At 70.4% G+C, this 12,329-nt stretch carries 14 protein-coding genes; 8 read left to right on the top strand and 6 right to left on the bottom strand.

The annotated features are described in order from the left end of the window. Positions 1–165: 165 nt before the first annotated feature. The 4 genes from FLL47_RS14720 to FLL47_RS44740 all read right to left on the bottom strand — a co-directional run bounded on the left by FLL47_RS14720 (position 166) and on the right by FLL47_RS44740 (position 2,695). Complete coding sequence (locus FLL47_RS14720) at positions 166–507, bottom strand: YidH family protein (RefSeq protein ID WP_144121088.1); 342 nt, start codon at positions 505–507, stop codon at positions 166–168. A gap of 433 nt (positions 508–940) precedes the next feature. Continuing rightward, on the bottom strand, positions 941–1,771 hold the full coding sequence (gene pyrF / locus FLL47_RS14715; RefSeq protein ID WP_222106080.1) for an orotidine-5'-phosphate decarboxylase: 831 nt from the start codon (positions 1,769–1,771) through the stop codon (positions 941–943). A gap of 281 nt (positions 1,772–2,052) precedes the next feature. Further along, on the bottom strand, positions 2,053–2,406 hold the full coding sequence (locus FLL47_RS14710; protein ID WP_144121087.1) for a hypothetical protein: 354 nt from the start codon (positions 2,404–2,406) through the stop codon (positions 2,053–2,055). Positions 2,407–2,569: 163 nt separating this feature from the next. After that, positions 2,570–2,695, bottom strand: a complete 126-nt coding sequence (locus FLL47_RS44740; RefSeq protein WP_281286713.1) for a hypothetical protein — start codon at positions 2,693–2,695, stop codon at positions 2,570–2,572. Positions 2,696–3,624: 929 nt separating this feature from the next. Here FLL47_RS44740 and FLL47_RS14705 point away from each other — a divergent pair. From FLL47_RS14705 to FLL47_RS14680, 6 genes are read left to right on the top strand one after another with little or no spacing between them, the layout of a single operon-like run. Then, positions 3,625–3,957, top strand: coding sequence for an STAS domain-containing protein (locus FLL47_RS14705; RefSeq protein ID WP_186315739.1), 333 nt, complete (start codon positions 3,625–3,627; stop codon positions 3,955–3,957). Continuing rightward, positions 3,954–5,345, top strand: a complete 1,392-nt coding sequence (locus FLL47_RS14700) for a trehalose-6-phosphate synthase (protein ID WP_144121085.1) — start codon at positions 3,954–3,956, stop codon at positions 5,343–5,345. The genes FLL47_RS14705 and FLL47_RS14700 overlap by 4 nt, the downstream gene beginning before the upstream one ends. Then, entirely contained in the window at positions 5,342–6,340 is a 999-nt protein-coding gene (locus FLL47_RS14695) for an ADP-ribosylglycohydrolase family protein (RefSeq protein ID WP_144121084.1), read from the top strand. Before FLL47_RS14700 ends, FLL47_RS14695 begins: the two co-directional genes overlap by 4 nt. Then, positions 6,337–6,762, top strand: a complete 426-nt coding sequence (locus tag FLL47_RS14690) for an STAS domain-containing protein (protein WP_144121083.1) — start codon at positions 6,337–6,339, stop codon at positions 6,760–6,762. The genes FLL47_RS14695 and FLL47_RS14690 overlap by 4 nt, the downstream gene beginning before the upstream one ends. Beyond that, a complete protein-coding gene (locus FLL47_RS14685; protein ID WP_144121082.1) occupies positions 6,759–7,196 on the top strand; it encodes an STAS domain-containing protein in 438 nt (145 codons plus the stop codon). Before FLL47_RS14690 ends, FLL47_RS14685 begins: the two co-directional genes overlap by 4 nt. Before the next feature lie 28 nt (positions 7,197–7,224). Beyond that, complete coding sequence (locus FLL47_RS14680) at positions 7,225–8,679, top strand: alpha,alpha-trehalose-phosphate synthase (UDP-forming) (protein WP_144121081.1); 1,455 nt, start codon at positions 7,225–7,227, stop codon at positions 8,677–8,679. 51 nt (positions 8,680–8,730) lie between these two features. Here FLL47_RS14680 and FLL47_RS42930 read toward each other — a convergent pair whose 3' ends face one another. Both FLL47_RS42930 and lgt read right to left on the bottom strand, forming a co-directional pair. Next, positions 8,731–8,907: a hypothetical protein gene (locus FLL47_RS42930; RefSeq protein ID WP_186315738.1), complete on the bottom strand. Its 177-nt coding sequence runs from the start codon at positions 8,905–8,907 to the stop codon at positions 8,731–8,733. Positions 8,908–9,405: 498 nt separating this feature from the next. Continuing rightward, on the bottom strand, positions 9,406–10,413 hold the full coding sequence (gene lgt / locus FLL47_RS14675) for a prolipoprotein diacylglyceryl transferase (RefSeq protein WP_246157922.1): 1,008 nt from the start codon (positions 10,411–10,413) through the stop codon (positions 9,406–9,408). 348 nt (positions 10,414–10,761) lie between these two features. Here lgt and FLL47_RS14670 point away from each other — a divergent pair, with 348 nt between their 5' ends. Beyond that, entirely contained in the window at positions 10,762–11,577 is an 816-nt protein-coding gene (locus FLL47_RS14670; RefSeq protein WP_144121079.1) for a hypothetical protein, read from the top strand. Between the two features lie 78 nt (positions 11,578–11,655). Beyond that, entirely contained in the window at positions 11,656–12,267 is a 612-nt protein-coding gene (locus tag FLL47_RS14665) for a hypothetical protein (RefSeq protein WP_144121078.1), read from the top strand. Positions 12,268–12,329: the final 62 nt, after the last annotated feature.

Raw genomic sequence — 12,329 nt, 5'->3', positions numbered from 1 at the left:
GGGCGGGCCCCCCCGGCCGCGCCCCCCCCCCCCCCCCGTCGGCCCCCCCGGCGGCCCCCACGACGGTGTGCAGGTCGCCCGAGCCCAGGAAGTGCCACAGGCGCGGGCGAGTGGATTCACGCTGGAACGTGGCCTTCGCGGGATGACCCAGCGGCCGCGGCGACATCAGCCGAACATGTAAACGGCGATCAAGACGGCAGCGAGCGCGACAACACCGGCGGTCATCAACGCCGGGCCGTGGCCGGCCGCCGGCAGCCTGCCCGCCCGGATCGCCCGGCCGGTCGCGCGGAAACGCACGAAACCGATCAGCCCGCCGACGCTTCCCAACACGAGCAGCCCGACGCCGATGCCTTGCAGCAACGGCCGGTCGTGCGCGAGTTGCGCAAGCGCGACCCCGCCGGCCATCAGAGTCAACGCCGTTCGCAGCCACGCCAGCAGCGTGCGCTCGTTGGCCAGCAGGAACCGCACATCAATGTCCAGGCGCCCAGGCTTGTCCTCTGCCGTCACCGGACCACCGGCCGCCTACAGCCGGCGGCCGCCCGCGAGCCCACCGATGCCCACCAGCGCGTCCGGTGAGGTGCCAAGCGGCGGCGCGCGGCCACCGCTCCTGGCCGGCCACAGCGCCTGCACGCAGGCGCGCGGCGAGCCGGTCGATAGTCAAGTGTCTGCTTCGGTACTTGCCTGATTGCTTCCATGGGCACCACCAGCCAACTGAGGTCGCGGGAGGATTATGGGGGCGTCGTCGCGGCGAACCGGGCCAACAGGCACTGAACACGGGCACGTTCCAGCACGAAGCGTCGAGCCCGATCATCGCCGCGCGGGGCCGCGCCAGGCCCGTCCAGAACCCTATCGACGTCCGGCAACCGTGCACAGGCGTGTGGGCTCGAACGGCTTTCGGTGTCAGGGTGCAGCGCTCGGCGGGTGTTCATGCCGTAGCAGTTCAGGCTGTTGCAGGGGTCCGGGCGTCGCTGATCTCGGCGTGCAGCTGCAGTGCCGCCATACGGGCGGACTCGGCGAATCCAGGGCCCGGACCGGCCTCGGTGATCGCCCGGGAAGAACTGATGATCATTCCGCCGGCGGCGTTCGACCCGGCGCGTACCGCGTCGCGGACGTTGCCGCCTTGTCGTCCGACACCGGCGACCAGGATCGGCAGCGTCGGCGCGATCTGGCGCACGTCGGCGATCTCGTCGGGGTAGGTGCCACCGACCAGGACACCGACGTTGCCATGGGTGTTCCAGTCGTACTCGGCCAAGCGCGCGACACGCTGGTAGAGCGCCTCACCCGTTGACACCAGGTTCTGCAGCTCACCGGACCCGGGGTTTGAGGTGCGGCACAGCACGATGACGCCCTTGGTCCGCGTGTCCAGGAACGGGCGCAGCGCCTCCACGCCCAGGTAGGGCTGCACGGTCACAGCGTCGGCGCCGAAGTAACCGAACAGCGCATCAGCGTAGGCCTCGTTGGTAGAGGCAATGTCGCCGCGCTTGGCGTCAACGATGACAGCCACCTCCGGGGCGACCGTGTTGATGTGTGCAATCACGGTCTTCAACGCCGCCAGGCCTGGCACGCCCCAACGCTCGTAGAACGCGATGTTCGGCTTGTAGGCACAGACCACGTCCGAGGTCGCATCCACGATCGCGCAAGCAAAGGCGGCGATCGCCCGCCCGTTATCCTGCTCGCCGACCGAAGCCCGCACCACCGACATGTCGGGGTCGAGGCCGACGCACGCCATCCGACCCCGCGCCCACTGGCGACCAAGCAGGTCGGTGAACACCTCGTCACGCCTACCGGCTGCCCCCCGATCAATGCCCCACCGGGCGGCTCACGTTATCACCGGCGCACAGGACATCGCAGCGGACGTCGGGACGGACCACCCTGACCAGGGTTTACGACCGGAGCCGCCGCAGCGATCGGCGATTACTGGGCCCCGGTTCTGCGTACCGCCGCCGGCGCGTGCCGGCTGGCATGCACCGACGTCACAACCTGCTGTGGTTGTACAGCGCGACGACCCGTAACAGGCGACGGCGCATGACTTAGCGCTGCGGGCACAACCAGCTACGCAGTCCGGCTGCCAGCGGGTGGTTCGCCCTTGTCGCCACCACGTTGCCTGCTCGACGGTCGCCAGCGGGACGAGCGGGTCTTGGGCATAGGGTCGGAGGGGAACAACGCCGTCCACAACATTTCCCGACGCTGCGCCCGGCCGATACCGGCCGCCTCACCCAGCAGGAAGGTCCACTGCTGCTCGGTGAACAGATTAAGGCCGAGCACCTGGCGCAACTCGTCACGAAGCCACGGATGCCGACCCCCTCGCAGGGCCAGCTGCAGGTCACTGATGCCGATCGGGTCCAACGACTCGCAGTAGACCTTGAGAACCTGCAGCAGCCGGGCGCTGGGCACTTCGTCGGCCATGCATACCTCCGCGGTCAAACGTTGCCGTGGCTCGCCAGTTCGGCAAGCCGAAGGTGATCAGTTTCGAGATGAACGGTACCGGCGCCTACCGCGGCTCTACGCCACGCCGTCCGGCCCGTGCCTGGCACGCGGACGCCTGGCCGCCACGACCTGCCAGCGGCTGTCAGCCGCCGTCGAAATTCTGCTCGAACACCTCGCCGTCGATCGGATTCTGCACGACCTGCACGACCTGGACGCCGTCAACGCCACAGTCGTAACCACCATGATCCTCATGCGGATCCGAGCCCACCTACGCGGCGTGTGGCTGACCGCCGTCCAAGACTCAGCCGCACGTGCGGGCCGCAATCGGCGCTCTGGGCGGCGGCAGCCTGCTCGCCGAGACGCGCATCGCCGAAGCCGTCAGATCCAGCCGCCGGGCTAGTGCGGCCCCGTAGGTGGGCGCAGGTTGCGCGGTCGGGCCGGAGCCGGCGCCGCGGTTGCGGACCTGCATCGGACCGGCGCGATCGCCTCGGCGACGTCTTGCTTTGCCGTCGGGCGCTAGAGTGACGGTCGGCTACGTGGCATGGCGGGCGCGGTGCCGTAGCCGCGAAGGCAAGACGCCGCTCATGAACGAACTCCTGCAGCGTTCGTACGCCCTGCGACGCCGGTGAGCGCAGGGCCAGTACAGCGCTGAGGTAGGCGACGCGGCGCTGCGCTCCAGCAGTAACAGAACGGCCGAGGTATCGACGGTGCCGCAACCAGCCAGGTCCACGATCACCTCACGCGGCCGCCACCGGAGCGCCTCGTGCAACACCTGACCGACCGGCCCACGCGATCAGGCGTCCAGATCGTCCCGCACCGATGACCTCGACGACCGGCACATGCCAGGCCGCCGGCGGGCCGCCGCCCACGTTGACGTCGTTCGCCAGACCTCCTCCCCCGACGGGTGTCGCGAGCCTGGACGGTCGCGATGACGACGACCCCGCGACCACAGGACAGTTGCATGACAGGCACAGCAGCTGCCACAGCGACCCACGGCAGGCGCAGTTGCCACCGCGCGATGGCAAGGAGACTGCCCCGGCACGGCCCGACGACTGCGGCGTTTGCCAACGCCGGGTTTGTCATACAACTGTCATGGGTTTGCGTGGTTACCGCCGCACCGGCTGGAAAAGGTGAGATCACTCAGCAGGGAGGTGGCAGGTGGACGAGGCGAGCCGATCGTCACAGACGACCCAGGTCGTGCCGTTGGTCGAAGTGCAGGTACGCGGCGACCTCGACGCGAGCTCCGCGCCGGGCGTCAACGACGTCCTCGAGGAGGCCCTCGCCCTGCACCCGCGGCAACTGGTCATCGACCTGGCCGACTGCGAGATCATCGACGCCGCGGGAATCCTGCTGCTACTGGACGCACACCGCCGAGCGATGCGCGACGGCGGGATGGTCGCGCTGCGGTCACCGTCGGCGCGGGCACGGCGCAATCTGAAACTGGCGAAGGTCGACCGAGTGCTGCAGGTGATCTCACCCGACGGGGACCTCACGCTCGGTGACTTCCCGCGCCGGGACGTGACCCCGTGAGCGACACCGGCCGGCATCGGCTGATCCTTGCGGCCGACCGGATCCCGCCCGCCGACACCGACGACGGCTACGACCACGTCGAGGCTGCCCTGGCAGCGCTGCGGCCGTTCGCCGCGGCGCAGGACGGGACCTGGGTGGCCGCAGAGCCCGGCGACCCGCACGAGGCGTCCGACGCCGCACACGCGGCGGCGCTGCTGCGCTCGCTGGGACACGACCAGCAATGCTCCTTCCCCGACGGCTGGTTCGACACCTACCTCGCCGTCAACCGGCAGGTAGCCACTGCGGTCGCCGGCTCGGCAGCGGATTCCGCCATGGTGTGGGTGCACGGTCATCAACTGCAACTGCTCCCCGCCATTATGCGGCGGCTGCGCCCCGACCTGGGCAGCGTGATGCAGCTGCACACGACGTTCCCACCGGCGGAGTCGCTGTTGCGAGTGCCCGAGCACCGGGCGCTGCTGTCGGGGCTGCTGGGCGCCGATGTCATCGTGCTGCCGCACCGGCGGGCCGCCGACAATCTGCTCGATTTGGCCGGGAGGGTGCACGGCCTGCCCGTGCGCGACGGCCAGATCGCCGTCGGGAGCCGGCGGGTGCGGGTGATGGCCTACCCGTTGCAGGCCGACACCGCAGGAATCCGACGGCTGGCCCAATCGGCGCCGGTGCGAACCCGCGCGCAGGAGATCCGCGCCGCGTTGCGTGTCGCGGGTCCTGTCCTGCTGTCGGTGGCCGGCTGGGATCCGGGCGAGGCCGTCGAGCAGCGGCTGGTCGCGTTCGAGCGGTTCCTGGCCGAGCACCGACCCGCACCGGCGACCGCCGCGTTGCTGCACGTGGCGTGCGGCGAGCCGCAGACCCCGGCCGAGTACGAGCAGCGTGAACGTGTCGACCGGCTCATCGCGAAGATCAACGGCACCTATGCGAACGTCGGCCAACCCGTCGTGCACTACCTGCGCGCCGCACCCGACCGGAGGGAGCTGACCGCTCTGTACTTGGCCTGCGACGGGCTGCTGGCGACCCCGGCACACCACGGCACCGTCGCGCATGCCCACGAGTTCGTCGCCGCACATGCCGGCGCGCCGGTCGTGGTCAGCGAACTGACCTGCGACGGCGCCGACCTGCCGGGTGCGGTTGTGGTCAACCCGCACGACACCGCCGCGTTCGCCACAGCCATCGCCCGCGTCGCCGGTGTCAGCCAGCCGGTGCCCGGAGCCCAGGCCGCAGCTGCCGCACCGGGACCGGAGGCGTGGGCGCGGCGGCTGCTTGCCGTCGCGACCGCCCGAGCCGCCGCACACGCCCATCCGCGCCCGCGGCGGCAGGCCGCCGCACCGGGACGCACGCGCCCGGCCGGGCACCAGGCACCGCACGAGCCAGCAAGGAAGATCGACGCACAGTGACATTCCCGCTCGACCAGCAGCAGCTGCTGCGGCGCGCGCACGGCTGCCTGCTGGTGGCCGCGTGCGCCGACCTGATGGCCGCGCCGTTGCACGGTCGCACCACGCCCGACCCTGCGCAGATGGAGGTAATCCTGCGCGCCGAACCGCGCCTGCTGCAGCCCAGCCCGACCGCGCTGCAGATGGTCGTACTCGCCGAGCACCTGGGCGCGCACGGCGGCCGCGTCAACGACGACATCCTGGCCGCTGACCTGGCCAAGGAGTGGCCTGCAGACCGGCCTGACCTCGCCGGCACCGCCACCTCGCGGGTGCTGACGGCAGTGGCAGCCGGCACGCGCTGGTGGCAGATCGCTCCGAGTGTCCACCACGGGCAGGGCAGTTTCGGCAGTGTCGCCGCCGTGCGGGCGTGCGCGGCTGGCCTGGCGCCCGGTAGCGGGGTGGCCGCGGCGGCGGCCCTGGGCCGTCGCTCGGCCGGGGTCACGCACACGCATCTGCTGGCCCGCGACGGCGCTGCTGCCACGGCGGCCGCGGTCGCGCTCGCCGTGCGCACCCAGCCCGCGACGCCAGCTGACAAGTACCGATTCCTGTCCGCAGTCGCCGCGCAGATGCGCACCGCGGAGTTCCGTGCGGCGCTGCGTACCGTGCAGACACTGGTCCGCCACCGCAGCGCCCCCGCAGAGACCGCTGCAACCCTGGGTGCCGACCGGACCGCGCTGCGCACCGTCCCCGCCGCGCTGACCGCGTTCCTGCGCCATCCCGACGAGCCCGCAGCAGCGATCCGCTACGCGCTGATGATGGGCGGGCAGACCCAAACCATCGCGACGATCGTCGGCGCGATCAGCGGCGCCCGCAACCCCGAATACACCCTGGCCATGCCGTGGCGGCCCGATGTCATGCGGCTGCTGCGCATCCGTGCCGCAGCCGCCGCGATGTCGGTCACCGCCGCCGGTCGTGGCGGCCGCCGGGCCGGTGACCATCACCCGGATGAGGTGCGATGACCGACGACCTCGCCCTGCGGCTGGCCGGTGAGCACCGGACACTGAGCGTTTCGGCCGTCGGCGCGTTACACGCCGACACCGCACACCGTCTCCCGAAGGTCGTCCTCGGCCTGCTGCGCCAGTACGCCCCCGCCGTGGTCCGGCTGGATCTGAGCGCCGTCACGCGCGTCGACGCCGTCGGGGTGGTCGCGATCGTGCTCTGCGCGCGCGAGGCTGCCCGGCATGGTGCCGCGTTCACCATCACCGGGCACTCCCTCACCGTGGCATCGGTTATGCACGTGTTCAGTGCCGGACACCTGCTGCCCGCGCCGCGGACACGCCACGCCATGCCGTTGAGGGCGCCACGTACCGGCGTCGTCTGCCGTAGAGCCGCGCACCCGCCGCGGCCCGCCGGCCCGCACCCGGCCGGCGGGCGACCGTGAGCCAGACACTGCATCTGCGGCTGCAGGACGCGGCCTGCGGCCTTCGGCTGATCGCCCGTGGCCGCCTTTGCGCCGACACCGCACGCCAGCTCGGCCAGGCGGTCAGCATGGCCCTGCACCGGCTCCGTGCCGCCCGGCTCACCCTCGACCTGGCCGCCGTCGACACCATCGACGCCGCCGGTGTCGCCGCACTGATCCGCAGCCGCATCGAAGCCGACCACTGCGACGTCGTCCTGACGATTACCGGGCCGTCGGCACATCTGGTCGAAGCCATGCGCCGCCATGCGTTGACCGCTCCAGCTGCCGCCTGGGCGCAGACGGCCTACGAGCACACCGGCCGCAGTGGAGTCCTGGCGGTGGTGCTGCCGTTCAGGGTCGCCGTCGAGCACCGGCTTCGCCCGAAGCGCCTCCGCCGTCGACAGCCCCTGCCGTGACCCGAACCGCACCCGGAGGCACCACAGCATGACAACCGAACCCGGCTCTGCCAGCACCTCAGGTGCCGAGCCGGCCGACGGCCGCGGCTACGACCTCGTCGTGCTCGCCAACCGGCTACCAGTCGACCAGGCCACCGGCCCGGACGGAAAGAGGTGCTGGCAGCGCAGCCCGGGCGGGCTGGTCACGGCCCTGCACCCAATCATGCAAAGCCGGGCCGGGGCCTGGGCCGGCTGGCACGGCCAACCCGAAACCGCACCTGCCCCGTTCACCCACGACGGCATCCACCTACACCCGATCGAGCTGTCCGACGACGACGTCGACGCCTACTACGAGGGCCAGTCCAACGCCACGATCTGGCCGCTGTATCACGACGCCGTCGAGCAGCCAGTCTTCGACCGCCGCTGGCGGCAGGCCTACCACTCCGTCAACCATCGTTTCGCCGCGGCTGCCGCACGGCTGGCCGCGCCCGGCGCGCTGGTGTGGGTACACGACTACCACCTGCAGCTGGTGCCCGGGATGCTGCGCAAGCTGCGCCCCGACCTTCGGATCGGGTTCTTCCTGCACATCCCGTTCCCGCCGGTCGAGCTGTTCTGCCAACTGCCGATGCGCGACGAGATCATGCGCGGGCTGCTCGGCGCCGACCTCGTCGGCTTCCAGCACCCGCAGGCCACCCGCAACTTCACCCGGCTGGCCGCCCACCTGCTCGGCGCCAACCACACCGGCGGCGTGATCAAACACGAGGGCGGCGTCACCACCGCCGCCACGTTCCCGATCTCGATCGACGTTGCCGGACAGCAACAACTCGCCGCCGACCCCCACGTGCGGGCGCGTGCCGGCGAGATCCGCCGCGAGCTGGGCAACCCCCGCACCCTCGTCCTGGGTGTGGACCGACTCGACTACACCAAGGGCATCGAACACCGCCTGGCCGCCTACGGCGAGCTGCTCGCCGACGGCCGCCTGGATCCGGCGGACACGGTCATGGTGCAGGTCGCGGTCCCCAGCCGCCAACGCCTCGACCAGTACCAGGCGCTGCGGGAACGGGTCGAGCGGACCGTCAGCCACGTCAACGGCCGCCACGCCGGCATCGGCCGGCTGTGCGTGCACTACCTGCACCAGTCCTACGACCGCGCGGAGCTGGCGGCGCTGTACCTCGCCGCCGACGTGATGGCGGTGACGCCGCTGCGCGACGGCATGAACCTGGTCGCCAAGGAGTACGTCGCCACCCGCACCGACGGCACCGGGGCGCTGGTCCTCAGCGAGTTCGCCGGTGCCGCCGCCGAGCTAAGTCAGGCCTGGACCGTCAACCCGCACAACCTCGAAGCGCTCAAGGACGCCCTCGCCGAAGCCGCAGCAGCCGGCGCCGACGAACAACGCCGGCGAATGCAGCCGATGCGATTCCATCTGCGCCGCCACGACGTCAACCGGTGGGCGAGCGCCTTTCTTGGGCAACTGGACCGGCCAGCCAGGCAGATGCCGGCATGACCGTCACTTGCGGACAGGGTCCTGCAGCGGCGACCACCCGACGCGCTGGCGTCAGTTCTCGACGAGACGCTGTCGGCTCGTGTCAGCCGCAGCGACCGGCGTCCCAGGCCCTCGGCAGAAGCGGTCCAGCTCGATCTGCGCGACCAGGTCGTAGTACAGCCCGCCCACGCTGGGCAGCTGCGCGAGCGCATGGTCGGCGATCGGCCCCATCCCGGCGTACGGAGCCATGATCGCGGCTCGTGCATCGTCGGGCAGGTCAGGGTCCGGGGTGCGGTACACGAGCCAGGCGGCCAGGTGCGGATCGTCGAACAGGTACGACGCGGTGTGGCAGCCCAGTTACCGCAGGATCGGTGTTGAGGACCGAACGCCAGCCGGCGCACCCGCGAGTGGATCCCGTCCGCTCCCACCAGCAGATGGACCTGCTCGACCGTGTCGTCGCTGAGCGTCGAGCTAGCCTTGATCAGGGCACACGCCAGCTCGGAAGCCGCAGGGCCACGTGGTAAGCACACCACGACAGCGACGAAGCCTGTGCTGGGAAAAGAGCATTGCAGCTTGTTGCCATACACCTGTCATCGGTTGGCCGACCGCGCACGACCCGGCTTCGACGTGGCCGGCGCGGCTGGCCGGCGAGGTTGTTGCGCGATGTCACGACCGACCCCGGGCAGCGCACCAGCGATGCCCTGGCCGCAATTTCCAATTCGCCAGGATGAATGCCCGGGGCCGATGTCAGCGCTCTGCGGCCACGGGTTCGGACCGCCCCTCCGTGCTCGTCGCGAGATCCTGGTCGAGCCGGTCCGGCGCGTCGGAGTCGGTGTCGCCTGTCTGAAAGGAGCGGTGCCGTGCTTCGGACACGGTCAGGAAGCCCTTGCCTGGCTCGCCGGCGGTGCCCGTGTCGGGGACAAGGAACTCCTGCGGGCCACGTCGCAGGACGAAGAACGCCGCCGCGCCGAGGAACACGATGATCGAGGTCCAAACGTTGAGGCGTACACCGATGACCATGGTGGCCTCGTCGGTGCGCATAGCCTCAATCCACACCCTGCCCAGGGTGTACAGCATGGCGTAGAGGGCGAAGGCGCGGCCTCGGCCGAACTTGAACCGCCGGTCGAGGGCGTACACGGCACCGGCGACGCCGAGGTTCCACAGCAGTTCGTACAGGAACGTCGGGTGGTAGAGCCCGTCGAGCAGTTGAGGCGTGCCGTTGGCGTCTTGCGCCGCCTGGCCCGGGTTGTCCGGCGACATCCGGTGTACCTGCAGGCCCCAGGGCAGGTCAGTGCGGCCGCCGTACAGCTCGTTGTTGAACCAGTTGCCGAGCCGGCCCACGGCCTGGGCCAGCGGCAGGCCCACGGCGATGGTGTCGGCGACGAAGGTGAACGACATGCCCAGCTGGCGGCAGGCCAGCCACGCGCCGACCGCGCCACCGGCGACGCCCCCCCAGATGCCCAGACCGCCCTCCCAGATGTAGAGCGCCTTGACCAGGTCACCGCCCTCACCGAAGTACGCCCCCGGTGAGCTGAGCACGTGGTAGATCCGGCCGCCGACGATGCCGAACGGCACCGCCCACACCGCGATGTCCAGCACCGCCCACGGCGGGGCTCCCCGGCTGCGCATCCGCCGGTCGGTGACGACACAGGCGAGCACGATACCGGCGATGATGCACAGCGCGTACGCCCGCAGCGGCACCGGACCGAGCTGCCAGACCGCCGTGGACGGGGACGGGATGGAGGCAAGGTTCACGGCAGGGACACTACCTCGTGGCGACCGGGACCGACTGGTCGCGCGCAGTGATGTGTCGCAGGTGAGCACATCTTGCAGCCGCTGGTGGTGCGGATGTGGCAACCGGTGTTCCTGGGTCTGCGGGGACAGCGCTGGCCGAGGTTGGCGTAGTCTGCGCGGGTCAGCGGGCCTCGTGATGGATCCGTCGCCGCGAGGCATGGCCGGCCTTCGAGCGTGGGGTGGTCCAGGCCGGGCGACAGGGCACTGATGCGACGTCGTTGAATCGGGTGCCCGACTCATCCGAGCCCTCGACCGCGGCATAGGCCAAGACTGGGTGCGCTACCACGCCCCCGATCTGAGGAGGCCACGATGGGCGGTCACACACGGACCCGGCGTTTCTGGCTGACTGCTGCGGTCTGCAGCGCTGCTGCGGTGTTGCTGGTGCAGCAACCGGCGTACGCCGCGACGCTGACCGACGGCGCGATCCACCGGCCCAAGTCGAGCACCGTCTACGACCTGGCCGTCACTCGTCCGGCGTGGTCGGCTGTCGCCGTGTTCTCCCCGGACAACTGGAACGTCAGCCTCTTCGAGGGCAGCGGCCCGTGGCTGGCGTCGTCGACCGGCTACGGGCTGGGCAAGACCGAGTTCGTCGCGATCAACTCCCACCTGCGGGCGCCCGGCACGTACCGGGTGGAGGCCACCCGGGTCACCGGGTTCAGCCCGTACGTGCAGTGGCGGCAGGCTGCCGAGAAGATCGTGCTGCCGGTTTCTGCCAACGATGGCGTCACGGGCGCCGGCGATCCGGACCTGGCATTCGCCTGGCTGGACAGCCGCGATGTCGTCAACGTCTTCGACATGCATCTGAACTACGGCGAGATGTTCTGGGTCAACTCGAGACCCGACACGGGCTTCTATTTCCTGCAGAGCAGCCCGTACGACGCCGCAACGTTCGTCCGCACGCGCGCGCAGGCCGTCGTGGTGCCCGGGATGCGGGTCGTCGGCAACTGCACGCTGTATCGGGCCGGGCACACCGGCTGGCACGGTGTGGTGATGATCGGGAACAGGGTGCCGGTCGCCACCGTGCCTGCCGGTGGCACGGCGTTCACACTGCACCGTTTTGATCCCGCCCGACCTGACACCTGCCCCCAGCGCAATTTCCCCGACTACACCCCACCTGGACCGTGACCTCGCGCAGTTCAGGCAACCACAGCCACAGGCAACGCCACTTGCGTTCACCGAACACCCGACGGGCCAGGAGCCATTGTGGACCTTCTCACTATTGCGGTTGTCGTGGTCGCGTTCGTCGCCGCCGTCGTGCTCTACCGGTTCGTCAACGGCTCCGCCATTAGGGCGTTCTCTCGGCTTCCGGTCACCGCGATTGCCTCGGTGACCGTGCCTGGGGTCTACCGCCTGTCGGGCGTCGCCCGCGCCGTCGAGGACGCGCCGGTCAGCCAGGCCAGCGGCCGGCCCTACCTCGCGCAGGACCTGCGGATCGTGCCCAGCGACGGCAGTGACTCGGGCAGCACCAGGGCCGCCCAGCAGGGCGTCGACTTCCTGCTCGACGACGGGACCGGTACCGCGCTGATACGGGCCGATGGCAGCGTCATCGCCATCGACCGCGACTTCGAAGCTCCACAGACCACCCTGGACCAGGTCCCGTGGGTGGACACGCTGCTACGCGCGGGCGGTTATCGCAACGGCTCGCCGACAACCTGCAAGATCAGGTTGTATGAGGGTGTGCTCCAGCCCGGCGACCAGGCTGGCGTCATCGGCTATCTCGAACCCACCGACGCTGTCGGCAGCGCTACCGTCGTCATGCGTACCAATGCGGGCACTCGGGTCATGATCCGGGCTGAGCCCGGTCAGCCTGCTTGAAACCACAGCCGTCGCCGGTCTCGGCATTCAGGGCTGCATCCCCGCCTGTTTCGGCATTCCAG

The sequence above is a fragment of the Catellatospora sichuanensis genome, from assembly GCF_007483665.1.
GTDB classification, from domain to species: domain Bacteria; phylum Actinomycetota; class Actinomycetes; order Mycobacteriales; family Micromonosporaceae; genus Catellatospora; species Catellatospora sichuanensis.
This window is presented reverse-complemented; position numbering and strand designations above follow the sequence as displayed.